This window comes from Sphingomonas sp. BRN-1R (genome assembly GCF_057748035.1).
This window is the reverse complement of record NZ_CM173236.1, coordinates 2,997,148-3,021,256: the sequence shown is the minus strand read 5'-3', so window position 1 is coordinate 3,021,256 and position 24,109 is coordinate 2,997,148. Positions and strand designations below refer to the sequence as shown.

General features: G+C 67.5%; 23 protein-coding genes. 13 read left to right on the top strand and 10 right to left on the bottom strand.

All coding sequences use genetic code 11. The annotated features are described in order from the left end of the window. Positions 1-4: 4 nt before the first annotated feature. Both AC3ANX_RS14095 and AC3ANX_RS14090 read right to left on the bottom strand, forming a co-directional pair. Entirely contained in the window at positions 5-1,060 is a 1,056-nt protein-coding gene (locus tag AC3ANX_RS14095; RefSeq protein ID WP_488333893.1) for a substrate-binding domain-containing protein, read from the bottom strand. Positions 1,061-1,138: 78 nt separating this feature from the next. After that, positions 1,139-2,365, bottom strand: coding sequence for an ATP-binding protein (locus AC3ANX_RS14090; protein ID WP_488333892.1), 1,227 nt, complete (start codon positions 2,363-2,365; stop codon positions 1,139-1,141). Positions 2,366-2,639: 274 nt separating this feature from the next. On the opposite strand from AC3ANX_RS14090, the gene AC3ANX_RS14085 reads away from it, so the two are divergent. From AC3ANX_RS14085 to AC3ANX_RS14070, 4 genes are read left to right on the top strand one after another with little or no spacing between them, the layout of a single operon-like run. Continuing rightward, entirely contained in the window at positions 2,640-3,050 is a 411-nt protein-coding gene (locus AC3ANX_RS14085; protein WP_488333891.1) for a hypothetical protein, read from the top strand. 5 nt (positions 3,051-3,055) lie between these two features. Further along, positions 3,056-3,331, top strand: a complete 276-nt coding sequence (locus tag AC3ANX_RS14080; RefSeq protein ID WP_488333890.1) for an HPr-rel-A system PqqD family peptide chaperone — start codon at positions 3,056-3,058, stop codon at positions 3,329-3,331. After that, positions 3,328-4,188 carry an HprK-related kinase A gene (locus AC3ANX_RS14075; RefSeq protein WP_488333889.1) on the top strand — a complete coding sequence of 287 codons (861 nt, stop codon included), beginning with the start codon at positions 3,328-3,330 and terminating at the stop codon, positions 4,186-4,188. The genes AC3ANX_RS14080 and AC3ANX_RS14075 overlap by 4 nt, the downstream gene beginning before the upstream one ends. After that, on the top strand, positions 4,185-5,171 hold the full coding sequence (locus AC3ANX_RS14070; protein WP_488333888.1) for a nucleotidyltransferase domain-containing protein: 987 nt from the start codon (positions 4,185-4,187) through the stop codon (positions 5,169-5,171). The genes AC3ANX_RS14075 and AC3ANX_RS14070 overlap by 4 nt, the downstream gene beginning before the upstream one ends. Before the next feature lie 40 nt (positions 5,172-5,211). On the opposite strand, the gene AC3ANX_RS14065 is transcribed toward AC3ANX_RS14070, so the two are convergent. From AC3ANX_RS14065 to gph, 3 genes are all read right to left on the bottom strand, one after another. Next, positions 5,212-5,574, bottom strand: coding sequence for a DUF4440 domain-containing protein (locus tag AC3ANX_RS14065; RefSeq protein ID WP_488333887.1), 363 nt, complete (start codon positions 5,572-5,574; stop codon positions 5,212-5,214). Between the two features lie 74 nt (positions 5,575-5,648). Further along, positions 5,649-6,005 carry a VanZ family protein gene (locus tag AC3ANX_RS14060; RefSeq protein ID WP_488333886.1) on the bottom strand — a complete coding sequence of 119 codons (357 nt, stop codon included), beginning with the start codon at positions 6,003-6,005 and terminating at the stop codon, positions 5,649-5,651. Continuing rightward, complete coding sequence (gene gph / locus AC3ANX_RS14055) at positions 6,002-6,661, bottom strand: phosphoglycolate phosphatase (RefSeq protein WP_488333885.1); 660 nt, start codon at positions 6,659-6,661, stop codon at positions 6,002-6,004. Before gph ends, AC3ANX_RS14060 begins: the two co-directional genes overlap by 4 nt. Before the next feature lie 61 nt (positions 6,662-6,722). On the opposite strand from gph, the gene glmU reads away from it, so the two are divergent. Then, positions 6,723-8,090, top strand: a complete 1,368-nt coding sequence (glmU, locus tag AC3ANX_RS14050) for a bifunctional UDP-N-acetylglucosamine diphosphorylase/glucosamine-1-phosphate N-acetyltransferase GlmU (protein ID WP_488333884.1) — start codon at positions 6,723-6,725, stop codon at positions 8,088-8,090. A 60-nt stretch (positions 8,091-8,150) separates the two neighbouring features. After that, positions 8,151-9,974 carry a glutamine--fructose-6-phosphate transaminase (isomerizing) gene (glmS, locus tag AC3ANX_RS14045; protein ID WP_488333883.1) on the top strand — a complete coding sequence of 608 codons (1,824 nt, stop codon included), beginning with the start codon at positions 8,151-8,153 and terminating at the stop codon, positions 9,972-9,974. 151 nt (positions 9,975-10,125) lie between these two features. Here the strand turns inward: glmS and AC3ANX_RS14040 are convergent, their stop codons facing one another. Next, the gene (locus AC3ANX_RS14040) at positions 10,126-10,497 is read right to left on the bottom strand and encodes a hypothetical protein (protein WP_488333882.1); all 372 of its coding nucleotides are present in this window, start codon (positions 10,495-10,497) and stop codon (positions 10,126-10,128) included. Positions 10,498-10,737: 240 nt separating this feature from the next. Between AC3ANX_RS14040 and AC3ANX_RS14035 the strand changes: the two genes are divergently transcribed. The 4 genes from AC3ANX_RS14035 to AC3ANX_RS14020 all read left to right on the top strand — a co-directional run bounded on the left by AC3ANX_RS14035 (position 10,738) and on the right by AC3ANX_RS14020 (position 15,116). Then, positions 10,738-12,627 (top strand): putative bifunctional diguanylate cyclase/phosphodiesterase, encoded by a 1,890-nt coding sequence (locus AC3ANX_RS14035; RefSeq protein WP_488333881.1) that lies wholly within the window; start codon positions 10,738-10,740, stop codon positions 12,625-12,627. Next, on the top strand, positions 12,627-14,486 hold the full coding sequence (locus AC3ANX_RS14030) for a CHASE4 domain-containing protein (protein ID WP_488333880.1): 1,860 nt from the start codon (positions 12,627-12,629) through the stop codon (positions 14,484-14,486). The genes AC3ANX_RS14035 and AC3ANX_RS14030 overlap by 1 nt, the downstream gene beginning before the upstream one ends. Positions 14,487-14,556: 70 nt before the next feature. Next, complete coding sequence (locus AC3ANX_RS14025; protein ID WP_488333879.1) at positions 14,557-14,754, top strand: type II toxin-antitoxin system VapB family antitoxin; 198 nt, start codon at positions 14,557-14,559, stop codon at positions 14,752-14,754. Then, positions 14,751-15,116 carry a type II toxin-antitoxin system VapC family toxin gene (locus AC3ANX_RS14020; RefSeq protein ID WP_488333878.1) on the top strand — a complete coding sequence of 122 codons (366 nt, stop codon included), beginning with the start codon at positions 14,751-14,753 and terminating at the stop codon, positions 15,114-15,116. The genes AC3ANX_RS14025 and AC3ANX_RS14020 overlap by 4 nt, the downstream gene beginning before the upstream one ends. On the opposite strand, the gene AC3ANX_RS14015 is transcribed toward AC3ANX_RS14020, so the two are convergent. After that, positions 15,107-15,532: a vgr related protein gene (locus AC3ANX_RS14015; protein ID WP_488336957.1), complete on the bottom strand. Its 426-nt coding sequence runs from the start codon at positions 15,530-15,532 to the stop codon at positions 15,107-15,109. The genes AC3ANX_RS14020 and AC3ANX_RS14015 overlap by 10 nt on opposite strands. Positions 15,533-15,582: 50 nt before the next feature. After that, the gene (locus AC3ANX_RS14010; protein ID WP_488333877.1) at positions 15,583-16,023 is read right to left on the bottom strand and encodes a copper chaperone PCu(A)C; all 441 of its coding nucleotides are present in this window, start codon (positions 16,021-16,023) and stop codon (positions 15,583-15,585) included. A 162-nt stretch (positions 16,024-16,185) separates the two neighbouring features. On the opposite strand from AC3ANX_RS14010, the gene dnaK reads away from it, so the two are divergent. Both dnaK and dnaJ read left to right on the top strand, forming a co-directional pair. Beyond that, positions 16,186-18,084, top strand: coding sequence for a molecular chaperone DnaK (gene dnaK, locus AC3ANX_RS14005; RefSeq protein WP_488333876.1), 1,899 nt, complete (start codon positions 16,186-16,188; stop codon positions 18,082-18,084). Positions 18,085-18,147: 63 nt separating this feature from the next. Next, positions 18,148-19,275 carry a molecular chaperone DnaJ gene (gene dnaJ, locus AC3ANX_RS14000; protein WP_488333875.1) on the top strand — a complete coding sequence of 376 codons (1,128 nt, stop codon included), beginning with the start codon at positions 18,148-18,150 and terminating at the stop codon, positions 19,273-19,275. A gap of 600 nt (positions 19,276-19,875) precedes the next feature. Here dnaJ and purB read toward each other — a convergent pair. After that, a complete protein-coding gene (gene purB / locus AC3ANX_RS13995) occupies positions 19,876-21,189 on the bottom strand; it encodes an adenylosuccinate lyase (RefSeq protein WP_488333874.1) in 1,314 nt (437 codons plus the stop codon). Positions 21,190-21,395: 206 nt separating this feature from the next. On the opposite strand from purB, the gene AC3ANX_RS13990 reads away from it, so the two are divergent. After that, positions 21,396-21,902 (top strand): EF-hand domain-containing protein, encoded by a 507-nt coding sequence (locus AC3ANX_RS13990; protein ID WP_488333873.1) that lies wholly within the window; start codon positions 21,396-21,398, stop codon positions 21,900-21,902. Between the two features lie 406 nt (positions 21,903-22,308). Here AC3ANX_RS13990 and AC3ANX_RS13985 read toward each other — a convergent pair whose 3' ends face one another. Continuing rightward, complete coding sequence (locus tag AC3ANX_RS13985; RefSeq protein ID WP_488333872.1) at positions 22,309-24,078, bottom strand: aspartyl protease family protein; 1,770 nt, start codon at positions 24,076-24,078, stop codon at positions 22,309-22,311. Positions 24,079-24,109: the final 31 nt, after the last annotated feature.

Below are 24,109 nucleotides of genomic sequence, written 5' to 3'. Positions count from 1 at the left end.
CCGTTCAAAGCAGCCGGCGCGGGTCGAGCGCGGTTTCGCCCGCGATCGCGGCGGCGGCGGTCTTGCGCACATCCGCAGGCGCGGCGATCAGCCCTTTGGCGACGAGCGGCCCGCCCGGGTTCCAGGCGGCGGCAAAGCGATCGAGGAAGGCGCGCAAGCCGGGGATCGCGGCGAGATGCGCCTTCTTGACGTAGAGGTAGAGCGGCCGCGCGCCGGGATAGAGGTTCTGCGCAATCGTTTCATAGGTGGGCGCTACCCCGTCGATAGCGATGCCGTTCAGCTTGTCGCGGTTCTGCTCCAGATACGAATAGCCGAAGATGCCGATCGCATTGGCGTTGGACTGGAGCTTCTGGACGATCAGATTGTCGTTCTCGCCCGCGTCGATATAGGCGCCGTCCTCGCGGATGCGCGTGCAGCGCCGCGCGAAAGCGTCGGGGTTCCGCTCCTTCAGCACGGCCAGCGCCGGACGCACCGCCTCGCAGCCGCGCGCGAGGATCAACTGGGCGAGCGCGTCGCGCGTGCCGCTGGTCGCGGGCGGGCCGTACACTTGGATCGGTGTGGGGGGCAGCGCGGGGTTGACGTCCGCCCAGGTGCGCGCGGTGTTGGGCCGGCCATCGGGCGCGGTCGCCAGCGCGCGGAACAGGTCGGCGACGGTGAGCCGCATGCCGGGGCCGTTCTTCGCTTCGGCGAAGGCGATGCCGTCGAGCCCGATCTGCACCTCGATCACCGCATCGACGCCGTTCGCCCGGCACGCCTGATATTCGGACCGGCGCATCCGGCGCGAGGCGTCGGCGATATCGGGATGCGCCGCGCCGAGGCCTGCGCAGAACAGTTTGAGGCCGGCGCCGGTGCCGGTCGATTCGATCACCGGCGATTTGGCGCCGGGCGTCTTTTCGACGAACTGCTCGGCGACGATCGTGGTGAAGGGGAAGACCGTGGAGGAGCCGACCACCTTGATCTGATCGCGCGAGCCCATGCCGCCGCCGTCCGCCTGGTCGGTGCAACCGCCCAGCGCGCACGCGAGCGCTGACGCGGTGAACAACGCAACCCTTCCGTGCATGAGGACTTCTCCAGGCGGGTCGGTGATCGCCCCCAGATCGCGCTAACACCCGCAAAACCAGCCTGTGTGACGGTTTAGTTACCGTTTTATGACGGTGTTCCCGTGCGCGGGAATCAGCACCGTGACGGTGGTGCCCTTGCCGAGCGTGCTCTCGATATCGAGCCTTCCACGATGCCGCTCGACGATATGCTTGACGATCGACAGGCCGAGCCCGGTGCCGCCCGCCGCGCGGCTGCGCCCGGTATCGACGCGGTAGAAGCGTTCGGTCAGGCGCGGGATGTGTTCGGCGGGGATGCCGTCGCCCTCGTCGCTGACGCCGAAGCGCACCATGCCGGTGGCATGGCGTTCGAGCGTGATGGTAACGGGCGCGCCCTTGCGGCCGTATTTGATCGCGTTGTTGACGAGGTTGTGGAGCACCTGGCTCAACTGCGCGCGATCGCCCGAGACGGGCGGGATATCCTCCGCCACCTCGGCGCGGATCGCGGGGGCGTTCTCGCCCTGCGCATCGAGGATGCTGCCGCGCACCTCCGCGATCAGCCCGGCGAGATCGACCGCGCGGTCGGGCAGGCGGTATTTCTCCGCCTCGATCCGCGACAGCGAGATGAGATCCTCGACCAGCCGCTGCATCCGCCGCGCCTCGTCGAACATGATCTTGAGGAAGCGTTCGCGCAGGTCCTTTTCCTCGCCGGCCTCCTCGCTCAGCGTCTCGATATAGCCGAGGATCGAGGCGAGCGGGGTGCGCAACTCGTGGCTGGCGTTGGCGACGAAATCGACGCGCATCCGTTCGGCGGCATAGCTGCCGGTCTGATCGACCAGGTGAACGACGCGCCGCCCACCCGCGGCATCGCCGATCCGCATCTCCCAGCGTTGCTCGCGCGCGCCCAGTCCGACGAGGTTGACCGGCGGCTGCGCGCCCGCGCCCGGCGGGCTCATCAGCCGCTCGGCAGCCCCTGGATGGCGAATTGCCAGCCGCACGTCCTGCCCGACGATATGCTGGCCGAGCAACGCGCGGGCGGCGTCGTTGGCATGGCTGACCTGACCGGCCGAGACGATCAGGATCGGTTCGGCGATCGCGTTGATGATGGCATGGACCGGATCGGGTGAGTCGAGCGGATCGGCGGCGGGCGGCAGCGGCTGCGCGCTCTCCTCCGCCTCACCGGTGCCGGCGGCGGCGAGCACGGCGGCGATCCCGCCGACCAATGTGACGAGCGACGCCTGCACGTCGCCCAGCAGGAACACCGCGCAGCCGGCGACGACGATGATGGCAAGCGCCGCGAGCGTGCGAAGACCGAAGCCGTTTACCATGCGCCTCCCTTGCCCAATCTGTCCGCTCCCAAACCCATTCGCTCGGCGTAAGAGCGGGTCGGCATTCAGATCATGACGAGCCGAAAATGGTGGTTTGCTGCGACCCGGAGCGCAGCGGCCTAATGGCCGTGAGCACCGGAAGCGCGGCAAAGCGCCATTTGCAGGCCGTCAGGGCTGAATGCCGGCCCGCTCTAGTCGAAACGTCGTTAACTGCGATAGCCTTGCTTGCCAGCGATTTGCGAATGTGAAAGGGCTTGGGCGTAAAGGACAGGTGATGAGCGAAGACGCCGATCAGCATAGCGACGTGCCCGAAGCGACCGGCAGCACCAGCCGCCGCGCGCTGATGCTCGGCGCGATCGGCGCGAGTGCGGTCGTCTCGATCCGTCCGGCATTGGCGGCGACGGCGGTGTCGATCGTGCATTGTTCGATCCCCGTGCCGGACCCCGGCCGCGGCGCGGGCTGGATCGCCGCCGACGGATCGGTGGTGGCGAGCGGCACCGCCGGAGCGTTCGCGCCGCCGACCCGGCCGCTCAAGGGCGAGGAGGTCAAGCAGGCGCTTGCCGGCGGCAACCTGCCGGGCGTCGAGTACGAACGCAGCCAGGCCTATATGAACTACGTCCGCAATCTCCATTCGGGGACGAGCGGCTTCACCTGTTTCGCATCGTTGCAGATGCCGCGCGGCTAAAGGCCGTGGGTGAGCCGGTCTATCGCGCCGCGCGGGGGCAGGCGTTGCGGATCGTGCCGCTCGATGCATTCACCGCCATTTATCACCGCGCCTCGGGCATTACCCATCTCGTCGCGCCCCCCGCGCCGGAGATCCTCGCCGCCTTGGGCGAGGCGGGGCTGACGCTTGCCGGGCTGACCGCACGGCTGGCCGAGACCTACGATCTGCCCGATGCCGACGCGGCGGCGCTGACCGCTCGGGTCGACGAGCTGGTCGTCGCGGGGCTGGTCGAGCGGCTATGAGGCACGTCTTCTCGGTGCGGATCGGGCCGGTCGGCTTTCGGGTCGGCTCGGACTGGCGCGCGCCGATCCGCCAGCTCGAGACGCTGTACGCTGGCTATCCCAAGCCCGACGACGGCGTTCCGGACTTTACCGTGCGGCTGTTCGCCGCGCGCCCGTGGCGGCGGGTGATCCGCCCGGCGGTGATGCTCGGCGGCGATTTCGTGCTGCCTGATGCGGCACCCTTGCCGCTCGCGCAGGGGCTGCTCGCCGCCGAGATGGCGATGAACCTGCAATTGGCGCTCGGCCAGCGCCGTTACCTGCTGCTCCATGCCTCCGCCGTCGAGCGCGACGGGCGGGTGCTGCTGATGACCGGCGAATCGGGCTCGGGCAAATCGACACTCGCCGCGTTGCTGTCGCGGGCGGGCTGGCGGCTGATGGGCGACGAATTCGCGCTGATCGACCCGGCGACCGGGCTCGTCCATGCCTTTCCGCGCCTCGTCAGCCTCAAGAACGCGGCGATTCCGGTGGTCGAGGCGGCGGCGCCGGGCGCGCGGTTCGGGCCGCTGCTGGCGGGCACGCCCAAGGGCGCGATCCGCCATCTCGTGCCCGATGCGGCTGCGGTCGCGGCGATGGACCTGCCCGGCACGCCGGCGCTGCTGCTGTTCCCGCGTTACGGCTTCGCGCCCGACGTACGCCCGGTCGCGCCCGGCGAGGTGTTCGTGCGGCTGACGCAAGCCTCGACCAATTACGTCGCGCTCGGCGAACGCGGGTTCGATGCGCTGACCCGGCTGGTGCTGAGCATTCCCGCACGCGCGATCGACTATCCTGATACTGCTAGCGCGCTCGCGCAAGTTGAAGCCTTGTGGAGCGCGGCGTGAGCGACGGCTGGCTGCTCGCGCGGACACTGCGCAACCCCGGCGATGCGGCGGCGCTCGATGCGAACGGCTGGACCGCGCTGCTCGCGATCGCGCGTGCGGAACAGATGATCGGCACACTCGCTTGGCGGCTGGACGGCACGCCGATGCCGCAAGCGGTAGCGCGCATCCTCGCCGATGCGCGCGCCTCCGCCGATCATGGCCGAACGCTCGCCTTATGGGAGGCGGAGGCGGCGCGGCGCGCGCTTGCACCGCTCGGGCTGCCGGTGGTGCTGCTCAAGGGCACCGCCTTCGTCGCGGCCGGGCTGATGGCGGGGCAGGGCCGTTCGATCGGCGATCTCGACATCCTCGTGCCGCGCGACCGGCTCGATGCGGTCGAGCAGGCGCTGCTCGCCGCCGGCTGGGAATGGGTCAAGCCCGACCCGTATGACAACGCCTATTATCGCCGCTGGATGCACGAGTTGCCGCCGCTCATCCACCGTGATCGCGACCGGATGATCGACGTCCACCACACCATCCTGCCGCTCACCGCCCGCATCACGCCCGATGCGGATGCGCTGCTGGCGGATGCGGTGCCGCTGCGGGCCGGCCTTGCGATGCTGTCGCGCACCGACGTGATCGTCCATGCCGCCGCGCATCTGTTCGCGGATGGCGATCTGGCGGGGGGCATGCGCAACCTCTGGGACGTGCACTGCCTGCTCACCGAGTCTGGTGTCGAGGGGCTGGTCGAGCGTGCCGAGCATCACGGCCTCGCCGATGCGGTCGGCCGTGCGGTGCGGCTGGCGGCGGCGCTGTACGGCGAGGGTGCGACGCTGTCCCCCGGCGATCGGCTCTGCCTGCGGCGGGTAACGGCGCGTGAAGGCTGGGGGCGGGCGACGCGGCCCTTCACGCGGCTCGGGTTCTACGTGCGCTCGCACTGGTTGCGCATGCCGCCGGCGATGCTCGCCCGGCATCTGTGGATCAAGTGGCGCGGCAAGGCCGGCTAGGGGACCGGCCGCGATCGCGCGGCCGGTCCGACCTGATCAGCTACCCGGCGGTCAGCGCGAGCACCGGCGTCTGCTGATGCTGCACCACACGCCACACCTCGTGCTCGAGCCGGCGGATGGTGGAGGTGCAATGCGCCTCATACGCCTCGCCGTCGCGGCTTGCCCTGACGCGGTAGCCGATCACGATCAGCCCTTCCTGCGGACGCGAGACCTGACGCTCGCTCAGCTCGGCCTGCGCCCACACCGGCGTCGCGGCCACCGCCGCGATCGCCGCGTCGGCGCGATAGACGAACGGTGGATGCGGCAGCACCATCACCACCTCGGGATCGACCTTCTCGCGATAATTGTCGGGGCCTTCGGTCCACAGGCTCTGCTCGAAGCTCCACAGGCGGTCGTCGTCCATTCATCATCTCCCGGGGTTACGGGGAGACAATCGGCGGGCGCGCCGCATGTTCCGCCGCAAAGCGGCGAAGCGGCCTAGCGACGCCGCCAGCGCAGCCGGAACAGCCCGGCGATCAGCAGCACCGCCGTAATCGATAGCGTGTCCGCCACCCAGTCGCGGATATCACAATCGCGGTGCAACTCGGGAATCGACTGCACCACCTCGATCAGCGCGCCGAGGAACGACAGCCGCTCGCCGATGCGCAGCAAGGGCACGCGCGGATAGGCCGCCGCCGCCAGCGCCGACATGGTCGCGAACGCCAGCATATGCTCGAACTTATCGCCGAACTGGTCGATCGGCATGTGCGGCGGGTGCGGCAGCACCGCCATCGTCGCCGCGAACAGCGTCGCCGCCCAGAACAACAGCCGCAGCGCCAACGTCTGCCGGGTCATGCCAGCGCCTCCAGCGCGGGGATCAGCGCATCGAAATGGTCGATCACCGCCTCCGCGCCCGTCACCGTGGCCGAGCCGTGACCGAAGGCGACCGCGATCACCGGGATGCCCGCCGCGCGCGCCGCATCCACATCGAACATCGTGTCGCCGACGAAGGCAGCGCGACCCCCGCCAAGCCGACGGATCATCTCCACCACCGGCATCGCGTCGGGCTTGCGCCGTGCGGTGGTGTCGCCGCCGATCACGGTGTCGAACAGGTCGGTAAGGCCAAGTTCGCCGAGCAGCTTGACCGCGAGCGCCTCGAGCTTGTTGGTGACGACCGCGATGCGCACGCCGCGTGCCCGGAGCGCTTCCAGCGCCGCGACCATGCCCGGATACGGTCGCGTCTCGACGGCGATGTGCGCGGCATAATGGTCGAGCATCACCGTTTTCAACCGCTCGGACTCGGCGTCGCTCGCGCCGCCGGTCGCATCGAGCGCGCGTTGCACGAGTTGCGAGACGCCCGCGCCAGTCATCGCCACAACCTCGGGCACCGCGAGCGTCGGGCGGCCGTCGCTCGCCAGCATCGCGTTGACGGCGGCGGCGAGATCGCCGCTGCTGTCGACCAAAGTACCGTCGAGATCGAAGCCGACCATGTCGAAGGAAAAATCTGTCATGTCGGCGCGCGTGGCACCGCCGCTATGGAATTGGCAAGCCTCTGATGGCAGGAGGGCAATTATGGACGCGAAAATCTCCGCTTCGCCGCTCGCCGCGATCGTTCTTGCCGCCGGCAAGGGTACGCGGATGAAGTCCGATCTTCACAAGGTGCTGCATCCGATCGCCGGGCGGTCGATGCTGCTCCACCTGCTGGCGAGCGTCGACGCGCTCGCACCCGAACGGGTGGTGGTGGTGACCGGCGCGGGCCGCGAGCAGGTCGAGGCGGCGGTCGCGCCGCTGGGCGCGACGACCGCGCTCCAGGCCGAGCAGCTCGGCACCGGCCATGCGGTCGCGCAGGCGGAACGCGCGCTCGCGGGGTTCGATGGCGCGGTGCTGATCCTCTATGGCGACGTGCCGCTGGTGAGCGCCGCGACGATGCAGCGGATGCTCGACCGGCTGGCGGGTGAGGATGCGCCCGCAAGCGTGGTGCTCGGCTTCCGCCCGGCCGATCCGGCGGCGTACGGCCGCATCATCGCCGCGGCGGACGGGCGCATTGAAAAGATGGTCGAGTACAAGGACGCCACCGCAGAGGAACGCGCGGTCGATCTGTGCAACTCCGGGCTGATGGCGGTGCGCGCGGCCGATCTGTTTCCGCTGCTCGCCCGCGTCGGCAACGACAATGCGGCCGGCGAATATTATCTGCCCGATATCGTGATGCTCGCCGCCGCCGACGGGCGCGCGTCGGTGGTGATCGAGACCGGCGCTGCCGAAGTCGCCGGCGTCAACAGCCGCGCCGAGCTGGCCGGGGTAGAGGCGGCGTGGCAGCAGGCGCGCCGGGCACAGGCGATGGCGGATGGCGCGACGCTGATCGCACCCGAGACGGTGTGGTTCGCGCACGACACGGTGATCGGCCGCGACGTGGTGATCGAGCCCAACGTCGTGTTCGGCCCCGGCACCACCATTGCCGACGGCGTCACGCTGCGGGCGTTCAGCCATATCGAGGGCGCAAGCGTCGCGCGCGGCGCGATCGTCGGGCCCTATGCGCGGCTGCGCCCCGGCGCGGTGGTGGGCGAGGAGGCGCATGTCGGCAATTTCGTCGAGATGAAGAAGGCGGTGCTCGGCAAAGGCGCCAAGGCCAACCACCTCACCTATCTCGGCGATGCCGAGGTCGGCGCGGGCGCGAACATCGGCGCGGGTACGATCACCTGCAATTACGACGGCTATAACAAGTCGCTGACGCGGATCGGCGCGAACGCGTTCATCGGCTCGAACAGCGCGCTGGTCGCACCGGTGTCGATCGGCGACGGCGCGCTGGTGGCGGCGGGGTCGGTCATCATCGACGACGTGCCCGCCGACGGCTTCGCGATCGCACGCGGGCGGCAGGAGACGCGCGAGGACTGGGCGCCCCGGTTTCGCGAAGCGGCCAAGGCCAGAAAAGCCGCCAAATAGTTCAAGCATCCTGCCCGGTATTCGGGTGCCGTACAGCTTGCCTCATTAAGGACTGACAGCATGTGTGGAATCGTTGGAATCGTCGGCAAGGAACCCGTTGCGGATCGTCTGCTCGACGGCCTGCGCCGGCTCGAATATCGCGGCTATGATTCGGCAGGCATCGCCACCGACTTCGAAGGCGCGATCGAGCGGCGGCGTGCGTCGGGCAAGCTCGTCAACCTCGCGCGTGAGCTGGCCGAGCATCCGCTACCAGGCGAGACCGGCATCGCGCACACGCGTTGGGCGACGCACGGCGGCCCGACCACCAACAACGCGCACCCGCATGCGACCGGCGAGGTCGCGCTGGTGCACAACGGCATCATCGAGAACTTCAAGAGCTTGCGCGACGAACTGATTGCGCGCGGCCGCGAGTTCACCAGCGAGACCGATACCGAGGTGGTCGCGCATCTCATCAGCGAGAAGGTCGAGGCCGGGCTCGCCCCCGCCGATGCGGTGCGCGAGGTGCTGCCGCGCCTGCACGGCGCGTTCGCGCTCGCCATCCTGTTCCGCCAGCACCCCGATCTGCTGATCGGCGCGCGATTGGGCTCGCCGCTGGTGGTCGGTTATGGCGACGGCGAGACCTATCTCGGCTCGGACGCGCTTGCGCTCGCGCCGTTGACGCAGCGTATCGCCTATCTCGACGAGGGCGACTGGGTGGTCATCACCAAGGATGGCGCGGAGATCTTCGACAAGGACAACAACCCGGTCGAGCGCGCGGTCACCATCTCGGGCGTGACCGGGGAGCTGATCTCCAAGGGCAACCACCGCCACTACATGCTCAAGGAGATTTACGAGCAGCCGATCGTCGTCGCGCAGACGCTGCGCTCGTACCTCCAGCGCATGGAGGACAAGGTTACCCTGCCGATCCCCGATTTCGATCTCGGCAGCATCAAGCGGGTGACGATCGTCGCGTGCGGGACGAGCTTCTATGCAGGGATGGTCGCCAAATACTGGTTCGAACAGTTCGCACGGGTACCGGTCGATCTCGATGTCGCCTCGGAGTTCCGCTACCGCCAGCCCGTGATGGAAGAGGGCGGTCTGATGATCGTCATCAGCCAGTCGGGCGAGACCGCCGATACGCTGGCCGCACTCCGCCACGCCAAGGCCGAGGGGCAGAAGATCGCCGCCGTCGTCAACGTGCCGACCAGTTCGATGGCGCGCGAGGCGGATCTGCTGCTGCCGACGCACGCCGGCCCGGAGATCGGCGTCGCCTCGACCAAGGCGTTCACTTGTCAGCTTGCGGTGTTGGCGGCGCTGGCCGCGAACCTCGCGCGCGCCAAGGGCAAGCTCAACGCCGCCGAGGAGAAGGCGATCGTCCGCCATCTCGGCGAAGCGCCCGCCGCATTGAACGGCGCGCTCGCCTATGACGAGACGATCCAGGCGATGGCGCATGTCATCGCCAGCGCGCGGGACGTGCTGTATCTCGGGCGCGGCACCGATTATCCGCTCGCGCTCGAAGGTGCGCTAAAGCTCAAGGAGATCAGCTATATCCATGCCGAGGGTTATGCGGCCGGCGAGATGAAGCACGGGCCGATCGCGCTGATCGACGATGCCGTGCCGGTGATCGTGATCGCGCCGTCGGGGCCGTTGTTCGACAAGACCGTCAGCAACATGCAGGAAGTGCAGGCGCGCGGCGGCAAGGTGGTGCTGATTTCGGATTACGACGGGGTGCAGGCGGCGGGTGAGGGCTGTCTCGCGACGATCACCATGCCCAAGGTGCATCCGCTGATCGCGCCGCTCGTCTATGCGGTGCCGGTGCAGTTGCTTGCGTATCACGTTGCGGTCGCCAAGGGCACCGACGTCGATCAGCCGCGCAATCTCGCCAAGTCGGTGACGGTGGAGTGACGGCTTAGCATACAGACAAAGCAAAACCGTTGGCCCGGAACGAAGTCGAAGTGCATGCCGGGCACGTCGTCGCGTGAGGCACGTCCTTCGACTTCGCTCAAAACCAGCGGCTATGTGACTCAATGAGGGGCGCATCATGCGCCCCGTCAAATCAGCAACCGTTCTTGCGATTCTGCGCACGATCGTGGTTCTTGTCGAGCGTGCGGCCGACCAGCGCGCCGCCGACGCCGCCCGCGACCGTGCCGAGAACGCCGCCGCCCAGTACGTTGCCGAGCACCGCGCCGCCTACGCCGCCGGCGACCGTACCGGTGGTGCCGCTGCTGCGCTTGCAATCCTGATAATAGCGGCGATCGTTGTTGCGATAGTCACGCCCGCGATAGTTGCGGCTGTTGTAGTTCGCATCGCGCTCCGCCTGATCGCGCTGCCACTGGCTGCCGTGATCGTAATCCTGGCCACCGGCGAAGGCGGTGGTGGGAACCGCAACCGTGGCGATCAGGGTTGCCAAGGCAAGTTTCTTGAACATCGTCTAATCCTTCGTTTGATCCCTGTCCTGGACCGAAGAACCAACGAAGCCTGCGCAAGTTCAACGCAAACGTGAGGCGTTCGTAACCTGCATCAAATTTCCCCATCGTTGGCGTCGGCGACATCTCTGCTTTCGGAGGCGTGACGTAACAGTGTTTACGGCGCTTTAACCGTGCCTGCTTACCTCCGTTCGGAAGGGGGGAGCGAAACGCTTCCCGTCATGCTTTGGGGCGGTACTGGTATGCGGATTCTGATCGTCGACGACGAACCGGCAATGCATGACAGCTACCGGCGCAGCTTCTCGACCGACCATGTGGCGGAAAGCGGCGCGCTCGACGCGATGGCGGCCGAACTGTTCGGCGACGATGCGCCGTCGGGCGATGCGGCGCCCACACACGACTTCGCGCTGACGCACGCCTCGCAGGGGCTCGACGGCGTGGCCGCGGTGGCGGCGGCGCTTGCGGAGGGCGATCCGTTCGCGGTCGCGTTCATCGACGTGCGCATGCCGCCGGGCATCGACGGAAAGGAAACCGCGACGCGCATCCGCGCGCTCGATCCGAACATCAACCTCGTGATCGTGACCGGCTATTCCGACTTCTCGCCGCTCGAGATTTCGCGCGCGGCGGGTCCGGCCGACAAGATCTTCTATATCGCCAAGCCGTTCGAGGTCGCCGAAGTCACGCAGATGGCGAGCGCGCTCGCCAACCGCTGGCGGGTCGATCAGGAGATGGCCGAGATGCGCGACGCGCTCGCCCGGCAGGTGGTGCAGTTGGAGGAGCAGGGGCTCGAACTCGCCGCCAACGAGAGCAAGGCGACGCACATCGCGAACCACGATTCGCTCACCGATGCGCCCAACCGCCTCGCCTTCATGCGCGCGCTCGCCGACCGGGTGCGCCAGCCCGACAGCTTCGCGGTGGCGATGGTCGACCTCGACCGGTTCAAGATCGTCAACGATACGCTCGGCCATGTCGCCGGGGACGAGCTGATCCGGCAGATCTGCGGCATCCTCCACGCCTCGGTGCCCGAAGGCGGCATGGTCGCGCGGCTCGGCGGGGACGAGTTCGGGCTGCTGTTCGATTCGCCCGGTGCGGAGGCGGCGGTGATGGCGTGCGAGCTGGTGATCCGCAAATGCTCGACCACGTTCAAGCTGTTCGGCCATTCGGTGCAAGCGGGCGCGTCGATCGGTCTCGTCCATGTCGAGGGAAGCGGCCACCGCGATCCGGTCGACCTGATCCGCCGCGCCGATCTCGCGCTTAACGACGCCAAGCACGCCGGGCGCGGCACCGCGCGGCTGTTCGACGATACGATGGACGAATCGATTCGCTTCCGCCGCCAGATCGAAGGCGGGCTCGGCCAGTCGATCGCGCGCGGCGAGCTGAGCCTCGTCTATCAGCCGATCGTCGCGCGCGAGGGGCTGGAAGTGGTCGGCTTCGAGGCGCTGCTGCGCTGGAACACCGCCGAGTTCGGGCCGGTCAGTCCGGCGCTGTTCATCCCGATCGCCGAGGAATCCAACCTTATCCACGAACTCGGCGACTGGGTGCTGGCCGAGGCGCTGGCCGTGCTGAAGGACTGGCCGGGCCAGTATGTCTCGGTCAACTTCTCGCCGCGCCAGTTCCGCCGCCACAATTTCGTCGGCCATATCGTCGAATGCGTCCAGCGCGCGGGAATCGAACCCAATCGTGTGCAGATCGAGATCACGGAGACCGCGATCTTCGACGATGCTGATCGCGCCGCCGAGACGCTCTACAAGCTGCGCCAGATGGGCTTCCGGATCGCGCTGGACGATTTCGGAACCGGATATTCGAGCCTGTACAACATCCGCAAGTTCGCGCTCGATTGCCTGAAGATCGACAAGAGCTTCATCGACGGCATGGGCCGTGAGCGCGAGAGTGCGGCGATCGTCCACTCGATCGTCCACCTCGGCCGCTCGCTGGGCCTGGGCGTGGTGGCAGAAGGGGTGGAGACGGCGGCGCAGGTGCAGGCGCTGCGGCTGGCAGGCGCCTCGCACCTCCAGGGCTATTATTTCGCGCGGCCGATGGCGGCGGCGGATGCGCGTGCGGCGGCGCACCGGCGCTTCATGGTCGATCCCGCCGAGCCGGTGGCGACGCTCGGGAACGGGACGCACGGCTGATGCGCACCCGGTTCCGCGCCGCGCGCAGCCGGGTCGAGGCGCTCCGCAACCCGCGCTCGCTCGGCGCCAAGCTGGTGCTGATCCTCACCGCGATCGGGGTGACGGGCTCGATCGCGATCACCTTGCTGCTGGCGGCGGTCATCACGCCCAGCTTCACGCGGCTGGAAGCCAAGTCGATCGACGGCCATGTCGAGCGCACGCGCGCGGCGTTGCACGAATATGCCTCCAAGGTCGAAAGCGCGGTGCGCGATTACGGCGACTGGAACTCCAGCTACGACTATATGGGCCACCCGACGCCTGCGTTCGAGGCGGAGAGCTTCTCGCCGCTGGCGATGGAGAACCTCGGCGTCAACGGCATGGCCTATGTGGCGAAGGATGGCCGCATCGTCATAGCACGCTGGCGCGGCGCGGGGCGGGAAGACGACGCCATGCGCGCCGCGCTGATCGCGCAGATCGCCCATATCGACTTCCGCCGCGTGCTCGCCGGCAACAACTCGTCGAGCTTCTACGTGCGGCTCGGGCAGGCGGTCGCGGCGGTCGGCATCGCCGAGGTGCGGCGCAGCGACGGCTCGGGCACCCCGCGCGGCTTCGTGCTGATGGCGCGGCGGATCACCTCCGGGCAACTTTCCGCGCTGCTGCAACTCGGCGCGAAGCTCGATCTCGCCGGCGTGGCGGATCGTGACCGCATCACCACCAGCCAGTCGACCATGCGGATCGCGGTGCCGATCTACGGCGCGGACGGCCATTCGGTGGCGAGTGCCGCTTTCACCGTGCCGCGCGACATCTCGGTGCTGGGGCGGCGGATGCTGCTGCTCGCGGTGTGCGGATCGACGTTGCTGCTGCTGATCGTGCTGCTGATGCTGCGGCGGATGATCGACCGGCTGGTGCTGCGCCCGCTCGCGCGCGTGGAAAGCCATATGCAGATGGTGCGTGCTTCGGGTTCGCTCGGGCAATTGGCGGACGAAGGGCGGCAGGACGAGATCGGCTCGCTCGGCACCAGCTTCAACGCGATGCTGAGCCAGTTGAAGGACTTGCGCGAACAGATCGAGGCGCAGAGCTTCGCGCTCGGCCGCAGCGAAAGTGCGGTCGCGGTGATGCACAACGTCCGCAACGCGCTCAACCCGATCAGCACGATCCTGTCGCAGGGCATCGCGCAGGCGCCGCCCGTCGACCGCACGATGCTGGAGCGCGCCGTCGCCGAACTCGCGCGGGGCGATCTGCCCGAGGCGCGGCGCGACAAGCTCGCTGCCTTTGTGAGCGCGGCGGTCGAGGCGGAGGCGAACGACCGCGCGCGCCGTCGCGAACAGCTCGGCATTGGCCGCGAGGCGTTGGCGCATGTCCTCGAGATCATCGGCGCGCAGCAACACGCCGCGCACGAGCGGCCTGATCTGGAGGTGTGCGACGTCAGCGAGATCCTCGCGCGCAACGCCACCATCGCGCGCTATTCGGGCGACCTGTCGATCGCGTTCGAATTCCCTGCCGCGCCGCATCCGGTGATGGCCAGCCGGGTGATCCTCAGTCAGGTGATCGGCAATCTGCTCGGCAATGCGGCGGAGGCGATCGCGGCCAAGGGCACGCGCAGCGGCACGATCTTCGCCAGCGTCAGCACGGAAGGGCACACCACCCGCATCGCGATCCGCGACGACGGCGAAGGCTTCGACCCCGCCGACGCACCGACCTTCTTCCAGCGCGGCTTCTCGACGCGCGCGCACAAATCGGGCGGTCTCGGGCTGCACTGGTGCGCCAATGCGATGGGCGCGATGCGGGGCGGGCTGCGGCTGGAGAGCGAGGGACGCGGGCACGGCGCGGTGGCCGTGCTGACGCTTGCGAGCGCGGAGGAGGCGCGGGCGGCGGCGTGAACGCGGTTGCCGTGAAGCATTGATGTGCGCATCGTTTGATGCGATCAGCCGTGCTCAAGGAGCATCTGTCATGCGGACCACACTCGCGCTCGACGACGATCTTATCGCCAAGGCGCAGGCCTTTACCGGAATTACCGAAAAGTCGTCGCTGGTGCGCGAGGCGCTAAAGGCATTGATCGCCCGCGAAAGCGCGTTGCGCCTTGCTCGGCTCGGCGGCACCGAGCCGGATCTTGCGGCAGCGCCGCGGCGGCAAACCGACCCCGCGTGATTCTGGTCGACACGTCGGTCTGGGTCGATCATCTGCGGAAGGGCGAGCCCGCGCTTTCGCATCTGCTCGCCGGAAGCGATGTGATGATCCACCCGTTTGTGATTGGCGAGCTGGCGCTCGGCAGTCTCAGACAGCGGGATACCGTCCTGCGGGCACTGGAAGGCCTGCCGCGCGCACGGGGCGCTGCGAACGACGAGATTATGCCGTTCATCGATCAGCATCGCTTGTTCGGGCTGGGGATCGGCTATGTCGACGTTCACCTGCTGGCATCGGCGCTGCTGACCGGCGTGCGACTATGGACGCGTGACAAGCGGCTCCGGGGCGCGGCCATGCGCCTCTCCGTCGCTGCCGATCAAATCTGAGGGCGGCCGAACTCCACAAACGGCAGCATCCCCTCGTAAACCTCGCGCTCCGGCGCTCCGATCACGCGGCCGCCGCTGCGCAGCACGAAGGCATGCCGCACGATCTCGGCCTGTTGCTCGATGCCGTAGCCGGTCAGCGCCACGCCCGGGCGGATCGCATAATCGTATCGCGAGAAGGGGTGGCGCCGGATCGGCAGGAAAACCCCGCGCTGGTGCTGCCAGACGTGGGTCATCTCGTGGATGAACAGTCCCTGCGCAGCCAGTGGCGCGACGGAGAAATCGTCGCGATAGGCGGTGCCCTTGGGATGAAAATGGATGTTGCCGCGCGGCGCCATCACCGTATCGCGCGGCTGGAAGAACGCCCATTTGCCGAGCACGATCCGCACCGCCGCATAATCGATCGCGTCGCCGAACATGCCGCGGGCAAGCGCGATCTCGCCGGGTGTCAGCGGCCGTGCGGTGCGCGTCAAAACTTTGGCGCAGGGTCGCCGGGGGCGATCACCAGCGCATCATATTCGTAGCGGCTGCTATCGGCGAAGGTGAAGTTGAGCGTGGTGGTCTTGCCAGGCTTCACTGCCGGATTGACGTCGAACAGCATGACGTGCAGCCCGCCGGGCTTGAACGCCACCGTGCCGCCTGCGGGCAAGGCGACATGATCGACCGGCTTCATCGTCGCCATGCTGCCGCTCATCTCGGATTGGTGGATTTCCGATTTGATGGCGAGTTCGCTGCGTACTGCGATCAGCGTCATGTCGGCCGGGCCGCCGTGCAGCGTGAAATAGGCCACCGCCGGCCGTCCGGGCGCGGCCGCGAGCCGGACATAGCCGTGATCGATATAGAATTGCCGGGGCTGGCTACACCCGCTCAACCCCAACAGGATCGCGAACAGAAGGCCGAGGATACGCATGCATGCTCCCACTTCGGGAAAGGAACCTTTCCTCTAGGCGCGCGCAAATCTTGCGACAAGCGAAAGCCCCCCTATATCGCTCGAGTAGAGCGCGGTGTCGCCCAATCGGGGGCGCCGCTTATGTGTTGCTAACTTGAACATGACGGGGGCCGTAGAGGACCAATGGCAAAAGTAATCGGTATCGATCTGGGCACGACCAACAGCTGCGTCTCGGTGATGGAGGGCGGCAAGCCCAAGGTCATCGAAAACGTCGAGGGTGCCCGCACCACGCCGTCGATCGTCGCGTTCGCCAAGGATGGCGAGCGGCTGGTCGGCCAGCCGGCCAAGCGCCAGGCGGTGACGAACCCTGAGAACACCATCTTCGCGGTGAAGCGCCTGATCGGCCGCCGCTTCGACGATCCGATCACCAAGAAGGACACCGAGCTGGTTCCTTACAAGATCGTGCGCGGCAACAACGGCGACGCATGGGTCGGTGCCGGCGGCAAGGACTATTCGCCCTCGCAGATCTCGGCCTTCACGCTCCAGAAGATGAAGGAAACCGCGGAGGCGTATCTCGGCGAGACCGTCACGCAGGCGGTCATCACCGTGCCGGCGTACTTCAACGACGCTCAGCGCCAGGCGACCAAGGACGCCGGCCAGATCGCCGGCCTCGAAGTGCTGCGCATCATCAACGAGCCGACGGCGGCGGCGCTCGCCTACGGGCTCGACAAGGACACCAACAAGACCATCGCGGTCTATGACCTTGGCGGCGGCACGTTCGACATCTCAATCCTCGAGATCGGCGACGGCGTGTTCGAGGTGAAGGCCACCAACGGCGACACCTTCCTCGGCGGTGAGGACTTCGACAACAAGCTGCTCAACTTCCTGGCGAGCGACTTCCAGAAGGCGGAAGGCATCGATCTCACCAAGGACAAGCTGGCGCTCCAGCGTCTGAAGGAAGCGGCCGAGAAGGCGAAGATCGAGCTGTCGTCGGCGGCGACCACCGAGGTCAACCTGCCGTTCATCACCGCCGATCAGAACGGCCCGAAGCATCTCGTCAAGGCGATCACCCGCGCCGATCTCGAGCGACTGGTCGAGGATCTGATCCAGCGTACGCTGGAGCCGTGCAAGAAGGCGCTCAACGATGCCGGCGTGAAGGCGGCGGACATCAGCGAAGTCGTCCTCGTCGGCGGCATGACGCGCATGCCCAAGGTCCGTCAGGTCGTGAAGGACTTCTTCGGCAAGGAGCCGCATTCGGGCGTCAACCCCGACGAGGTCGTGGCGATGGGTGCCGCCATTCAGGCGGGCGTGCTCCAGGGCGACGTCAAGGACGTGCTGCTGCTCGACGTGACGCCGCTGTCGCTCGGCATTGAGACGCTGGGTGGCGTGTTCACCCGCATGATCGACCGCAACACGACGATCCCGACCAAGAAGTCGCAGACGTACTCGACGGCGGACGACAACCAGAATGCCGTGACGATCCGCGTCTTCCAGGGCGAGCGCGAAATGGCGGCGGACAACAAGCTGCTCGGCCAGTTCGATCTCGTCGGCATCCCGCCCGCTCCGCGCGGCGTGCCGCAGATCGAGGTGACGTTCGACATCGACGCCAATGGCCTCGTCAACGTGTCCGCCAAGGACAAGGGCACGGGCAAGGAACAGCAGATCCGCATCCAGGCCTCGGGCGGTCTGTCGGATCGCGACATCGAGCAGATGGTGCGCGATGCCGAGCAGTTCGCCGAAGACGACAAGAAGCGTCGTGAATCGGCTGAGGCGAAGAACAACGCCGAAAGCCTCGTCCACACGACGGAGCGTCAGCTTGCCGAGAACGGCGACAAGGTCGATGCCTCGCTGAAGGGCGAGATCGAGGACGCGATCGCCGCGACCAAGACTGCAATCGAGGGTGGCGATGCCGAGGCGATGAAGGAGAAGGCGGCGACGCTCGCGCAGGTCGCGATGAAGCTCGGTCAGGCGATCTACGAGAAGCAGGCGCAGTCGGAAGCCTCGCCGCAGGCGGGCTCGGAAGCGCCGCATGAGGACGTGGTCGACGCGGAATTCTCCGAAGTCGACGATAGCAAGGCGTAATCTGTTGCGCTTGCCCGGCCGTCTCCGCATCGTGCGGGGGCGGCCGGGGGGCGGGGGCCATATATGACCACCGAAGTCGATTTCTACGAACTGCTCGAATGCGAGCGCACCGCGGACGACGCCACCATCAAGGCGTCGTATCGCAAGCTCGCGATGAAATTCCACCCGGATCGCAATGCCGGGTGCAAGGACAGCGAAGGCCGCTTCAAGGCGATCAGCGAGGCCTATGACTGCCTCAAGGACCCGCAGAAGCGTGCAGCCTATGATCGCTTCGGGCACGCGGCATTCCGTAACGGCGGACCGGGCGGCGGTGGCGGCGGCGCGCAGGATTTCGGCGCGTTCAGCGATATTTTCGAAAACATCTTCGGCGAATTCATGGGCGGCGAGCGTGGCGGCGGTGGCCGCAGCGGGCCGCGACGTGGCGCGGACCTGCGCTACGACATGGAAATCAGCCTGGAGGATGCGTTCAACGGCCGCTCGACCGAAGTGACGGTCGACGTGTCGGCGGTGTGCGACACCTGCGAGGGCACCGGCGCCAAGCGCGGCACCAGCGCCAAGACCTGCACCACCTGCGCCGGCCACGGCAAGGTGCGCGCGCAGCAGGGCTTCTTCGTGGTCGAGCGGACCTGCCCGTCATGCCACGGCGCGGGCCGCGTGATCGCCGATCCGTGCGGCACCTGCCACGGCGAGGGCCGTGTCGAGAAGACCAAGACGCTCACCGTCAACGTGCCCCCCGGGGTCGACGAGGGTACGCGCATCCGCCTGACCGGTGAAGGCGAGGCGGGCTTGCGCGGTGCGCCGGCCGGTGATCTCTACATCTTCCTGCATGTCGCGCGGCATGCGCTGTTCGAGCGCGAGGGCACGACGTTGCTCGCGCGCGCGCCGATCAGCTTCACCACGGCGGCTCTGGGTGGCGAGATCACCATTCCGGGGCCGGACGGCGAGCAGCATCACATCAAGATTCCGGCGGGCACGCAGCACGGCCGCGAACTGCGCCAGCGCGGTGCGGGCATGCCGGTGCTGCAAGGGCGCGGGCGCGGCGATCTGGTGGTGCGGATCGAGGTTGAGACCCCCACCAAGCTGAGCGCGCGCCAGCGCGAGCTGCTCGAGGAACTGCGCGCCACCGAGACGGGCGCGGAGACGCCGCAGAGCGCCGGGTTCTTTCAGAAGATGAAGGGCGCCTGGGGGTAATAGCCCGAAGACGTTGTTTAGGTGTTCCCCGGCGAAGGCCGGGGTCCAGTTGCGGAACGAATGTGCTGGAGCGATGCGCTCCCCCACAGTGTCCGTTCGAATTGGACCCCGGCCTTCGCCGGGAATCATTTTTCTAGGAAAAAGACGCGCCGCGCTATGGCAGGCCGTCGAACCGTCAGAAATTCGTCGATCCCGCCGGCCGTTCCGCCCCTCGTGAAAGGGGCGGGGTCGGCCGATGGATCAGAGGATGAGGACCTCGACCACCAGCGCGATACCCGCGACAGCAAAGATGCCGCCGGCAAGGTTCTGGAAGATGCGCATGGTAGGGTCTCCAGCCGGGCTATTCCGGCTTGGCGCTCATTTGGAGATTATTGCGTTTCTGCGCAATTTTATTACTCGCATTCGCAAGTGCAGCATTTGCACGCTGAACCGTGCATTCAGCGCGATGAACCGTTTATCGGAGCGAAAGTAGGTTGCTCTGCACGGCGTATCGTCACCCCAGCGAAAGCTGGGGTCTCTCGCGGAGAGGGCGCGCCCTCTCGCCGGGAGATGCCAGCTTTCATTGGCATGACGATTGTGGGGAGAGGGCGGCGCGACCGTTCATTCGCCGAACACCCGCGCGAAGATCGTGTCGACGTGCTTGAGGTGGTAGCCGAGATCGAACTTGTCCTCGATCACCTCGGGCGAGAGCGCCGCCGTGACCTCGGGGTCTGCCTTGAGCAGCTCGAGCAGCGACAACTCGCCGTCGCTCTCCCACACCTTCATCGCGTTGCGCTGCACGAGCCGGTACGAATCCTCGCGGCTCACCCCCGCCTGCGTCAGCGCCAGCAGCACGCGCTGCGAGTGGACGAGGCCACCCATCTTATCGAGGTTCTTCTGCATACGCGCCGGATAGACGAGCAGCTTCTCGATTACGCCGGTCAGCCGCGCCAGCGCGAAGTCGAGCGTGATCGTCGCGTCGGGCGCGATGTAGCGCTCGACCGAGGAGTGGCTGATGTCGCGCTCATGCCACAGCGCCACGTTCTCCAGCGCGGGCGTGACATAGCCGCGCACCATGCGGGCAAGCCCGGTAAGGTTCTCGGTCAGCACCGGGTTGCGCTTGTGCGGCATCGCCGACGAGCCCTTCTGACCGGGCGAGAAATACTCCTCGGCCTCCAGCACCTCGGTGCGCTGAAGGTGGCGCACCTCGACCGCGAGCCGCTCGATCGAGGAGGCGATCACGCCGAGCGTCGCGAAATACATCGCGTGGCGGTCGCGCGGGATCACCTGTGTCGACACCGGCTCGACCGCGAGGCCGAGCCGCTCGGCGACATGCGCCTCGACCGCCGGGTCGATGTTGGCGAAGGTGCCGACTGCGCCGGAGATCGCGCAGGTGGCGATATCCTCGCGCGCGGCGACCAGCCGTTTGCGGCAGCGCGCGAACTCGGCATAGGCCTCGGCCATCTTGAGGCCGAAGGTGACCGGCTCGGCATGGATGCCGTGGCTGCGGCCGATCGTCGGCGTCATCCTGTGCTCGTAAGCACGCGTCTTGAGCGCGGCGAGCAGCCGGTCGAGATCGGCGAGCAGGATGTCGGTTGCGCGCGCGAGCTGCACCGACAGGCAGGTGTCGAGCACGTCCGACGAGGTCATGCCCTGGTGCATGAAGCGCGCCTCGTCACCGACCTGTTCGGCGACCCAGGTGAGGAAGGCGATGACGTCATGCTTGGTGACGGCCTCGATCGCGTCGATCGCGGGCACGTCGATCGCAGGATTGGTCTTCCACCAGTCCCACAGCGCGATCGCGGCGGATTTGGGGACGACACCATGCTCGGCCAGCGCATCGGTGGCATAGGCTTCGATCTCGAACCAGATGCGGAAGCGCGCCTCGGGCGTCCAGATCGCGGTCATCTCGGGGCGGGAATAGCGGGGGACCATTGGACTTCCTTTGCGCTGGACGGCTCATGTCGTCGCAGAATCACCACGGATTCGCGGTGAGCTGCGCGTTAGCAGGGACGAGGCGAGGCTTCAAATATCGTTACGGTGAACCATCTTGTTGGACAAGGGGTTGTAACGATGTGAGCGCCGCCAGTGATGGCAGAGCGCATATCACAAGAGTTTCAGTAAGGATAAGGAGAGAAACGATGAAAAAAGCCATTCTTCTTTGTGCCGCAATGGGTCTTGCTGCTCCCGCATTTGCGCAGACCACAGCGCCGGCCGATCAGGCCGCACCGATGACACAGTCCGCGACACCGCAGACTGGTGCGCCGGCGCAGGCCGCCCCCGCTGCGGCCGCGCCGACCGCGCAGCAGCCGATGGCGCAGACGCCGGCCCCGGCCGACACCGCGCAGACCGCAACCGCCGCACCGGCGCAGACCACCGGTCAGCCGGCATCGGGCGGCTCGCAAGTCGCGCAGGTGGTCGACAGCGAGTTCGCGTCCTACGACAAGGACAAGAACGGCGTGCTGAGCAAGGCCGAGTTCGCCGACTGGATGGTCGCGCTCAAGACGGCGAGCGACCCCAGCACCAAGGCCGAAGCGCCCGCAACCAAGACTTGGGTCGGCCAAGCCTTCGCCAGCGCCGACAAGGATAAAAGCAAGACCGTGTCGAAGACCGAACTGACCGGCTTCCTGTCGCAAGGTAAATCGTAATCCCCGAGGGTCGCACCGCAGGCGGGCAGGGGCCGCCGGATCCGAAAGGGTCCGGCGGCCTTTTTTGCGTTCGGCACGCAGGACGCAAATGTTTGTAGGTCCGCCACGACCGTTCGTGTCGAACGCTTCGGCTGGCCGGCAAGCCGCCGCTCAGGATAAAGTTCGGCCCTGCGGGTCGAAGTCGGGGCACCTGCGCGCGGTCGGCCCCTCGACTTCGCTCGGGACGAACGGTTGTTTGCGCGAAAGACCCCGTTCGTGCCGAGTGGGGATCGAATTACCCGTCGGGCGTGTCGACAGCGCGTATCGAAGCACGGGTAATGTGCGGGGCGGTCCCTCGACACGCGGCCTCGGTGCACCGACTGCGTTGACTACTCGGCCGCTACTCGGGGAGGTGTTCGCTGGCGCTTCATCGCCCGATGCCGTGGTGCCTCGCCTCCTCGGCGATGTCCGGGGCGATCGCGAGCGCGGCGGCCTTGTCGGCCTCGCCCGCCTCCTTTTGCCCCAGCGCGATCTTCGCCAGCCCGCGCCCGTAGAGCGACCATGCCAGCTCCGGCTCGGCCGCGAGCGCGGCGTCATAGTCGGTGATCGCGGCGGCATATTGGCCCTGCCGCAGATGGACGAGCCCGCGGCTGTCGAGAAACGCCGGTTGCCCGCTCGCGCGCTTCAGCGCGCGATTGCAATCGTCCAGCGCGGCGTCGAGCTCGATCCCCGCCTGCGCGCGCATCCAGCACCGTGCGTTGAGCAGCCGGGCGAGGTTGCTGTCCTGCTGGTGGCTGGCGATGACCGGGCCGAGCATCGCGATGCCGCGCGCAGGCTGGTCGAGCCGGGCGAACAGGTTGGCGATCGGCACCGCCTCCAGCGAAGCGGGCGGGGTGGTGCGCGCCGCCGCTTCGGTATCGGCAAGCGCGCCGGCACGGTCGTGTTCGCGCAGCCGCAGCATCGCGCGCGCGCGCAGCAAGCCGCCGTCGCCGGGCGCGAGATCGATCGCCTTCTCGATATCGGTGCGGGCGAGGCCGCGCTGCCCGGTCGCGCCATAAGCGAGCGCGCGGTCGCGGTAGAAGCCTGCGGTGGCCGGCGCGAGCGCGATCGCCTTGGTAAGATCGGCGATCGCGTCCGCATAAGCGTTCTGCGCCATGCGGGCGCTGGCGCGACGGGCGAATTCGTCGGCGGTCTTCGGCACCGCGTCCGCGTTCGTCACCGGCGCGACGCGCTGGACGTTGGCGGGGAGCGCCGCGCCGCTCGCCCCCGAAGGTGCGCCGGCCGACGCCCGGAACACCTTGCCGCCGCTGTACGTGAAGTAGATGCGGCGCTGGCTGCGTGCGACGTAGATATGGTGGGCGAGCATGTAATCCGCGCCGATCAGCATGTCCGGGCCGTTCTCGACAATCACGCCGTCGATCACGTCGAGCCGGGTCTTGAGCACGGTCTCGTCACCGATCGCGACGCTTTGCACCGGCACCGACCAGCCGGGCCTGGAGCGCTGGCCCAGGCCGCCGATGCCGTCGATCGGCACCGCACCCGGCCCGTCGAGCGCGATCCCCGCCTTTTGCGCCGCCCGGCGCGTCAGCAGCGTGGTGGGTGCGCCGCTGTCATATTCCGCTGTGATCTCCACGCCGTTGATCTTCACCGGCACCTGGAACTGGTGGTTCTGCGGGTTGTCGCCGACGTCGAGCGTTGCCGTGAAGAACGGCTTGCCCTTCGCCCAATAGGCGATCGCCACGTTGGTGCAGTCGTGCGGGCGCACCAGCTTGACCGAGCCGCCGGCGAGATCGAACTCGGTATCTGCCATGGCGAGCAGGTTGCGCCCGATCAGCCCGTTGCCGACGTCGCTGCCGCCGACCAGGAACTGCACGTTATCGAGCGACTTGTCGGCGATGCCGAACTTTTTGACGGTGACGAGATCGGTCGAAGAGGAGCCGCCGACACCGACCAGATACAGGCCGAACGGCGCCGAGCCGATCTTGAGGCCAAGCTCCATCGCCTTGGCGCGCGGCATCAGGCTGAAGAACGCGCCACTGTCGAGCCAAAGCCGCGTGTCCTTCCCGTCGATCTTGACGGGTACGCTGGCGCGCAAGCCCTCCATCGTCACCGGCAAGTCGGCCATCACGCCGAGCTTGCATTCCGCTGCCGCCGCAGGTGCCGCGTGGAACGCCGCAAGAGCAAGGGGCGCGGCCAACAAGCGGATCGAAAAACGCGTCATGCCGTGC

Bases quoted from the DNA above. Each gene is read 5' to 3' on its own strand.
- AC3ANX_RS14095 (WP_488333893.1), bottom strand. From the start codon at position 1,060: ATGCACGGAAGGGTTGCGTTGTTCACCGCGTCAGCGCTCGCGTGCGCG.
- AC3ANX_RS14090 (WP_488333892.1), bottom strand. From the start codon at position 2,365: ATGGTAAACGGCTTCGGTCTTCGCACGCTCGCGGCGCTTGCCATCATC.
- AC3ANX_RS14085 (WP_488333891.1), top strand. From the start codon at position 2,640: ATGAGCGAAGACGCCGATCAGCATAGCGACGTGCCCGAAGCGACCGGC.
- AC3ANX_RS14075 (WP_488333889.1), top strand. From the start codon at position 3,328: ATGAGGCACGTCTTCTCGGTGCGGATCGGGCCGGTCGGCTTTCGGGTC.
- AC3ANX_RS14065 (WP_488333887.1), bottom strand. From the start codon at position 5,574: ATGGACGACGACCGCCTGTGGAGCTTCGAGCAGAGCCTGTGGACCGAA.
- AC3ANX_RS14060 (WP_488333886.1), bottom strand. From the start codon at position 6,005: ATGACCCGGCAGACGTTGGCGCTGCGGCTGTTGTTCTGGGCGGCGACG.
- gph (WP_488333885.1), bottom strand. From the start codon at position 6,661: ATGACAGATTTTTCCTTCGACATGGTCGGCTTCGATCTCGACGGTACT.
- glmU (WP_488333884.1), top strand. From the start codon at position 6,723: ATGGACGCGAAAATCTCCGCTTCGCCGCTCGCCGCGATCGTTCTTGCC.
- glmS (WP_488333883.1), top strand. From the start codon at position 8,151: ATGTGTGGAATCGTTGGAATCGTCGGCAAGGAACCCGTTGCGGATCGT.
- AC3ANX_RS14040 (WP_488333882.1), bottom strand. From the start codon at position 10,497: ATGTTCAAGAAACTTGCCTTGGCAACCCTGATCGCCACGGTTGCGGTT.
- AC3ANX_RS14035 (WP_488333881.1), top strand. From the start codon at position 10,738: ATGCGGATTCTGATCGTCGACGACGAACCGGCAATGCATGACAGCTAC.
- AC3ANX_RS14030 (WP_488333880.1), top strand. From the start codon at position 12,627: ATGCGCACCCGGTTCCGCGCCGCGCGCAGCCGGGTCGAGGCGCTCCGC.
- AC3ANX_RS14025 (WP_488333879.1), top strand. From the start codon at position 14,557: ATGCGGACCACACTCGCGCTCGACGACGATCTTATCGCCAAGGCGCAG.
- AC3ANX_RS14015 (WP_488336957.1), bottom strand. From the start codon at position 15,532: ATGTTCGGCGACGCGATCGATTATGCGGCGGTGCGGATCGTGCTCGGC.
- AC3ANX_RS14010 (WP_488333877.1), bottom strand. From the start codon at position 16,023: ATGCGTATCCTCGGCCTTCTGTTCGCGATCCTGTTGGGGTTGAGCGGG.
- dnaK (WP_488333876.1), top strand. From the start codon at position 16,186: ATGGCAAAAGTAATCGGTATCGATCTGGGCACGACCAACAGCTGCGTC.
- dnaJ (WP_488333875.1), top strand. From the start codon at position 18,148: ATGACCACCGAAGTCGATTTCTACGAACTGCTCGAATGCGAGCGCACC.
- purB (WP_488333874.1), bottom strand. From the start codon at position 21,189: ATGGTCCCCCGCTATTCCCGCCCCGAGATGACCGCGATCTGGACGCCC.
- AC3ANX_RS13990 (WP_488333873.1), top strand. From the start codon at position 21,396: ATGAAAAAAGCCATTCTTCTTTGTGCCGCAATGGGTCTTGCTGCTCCC.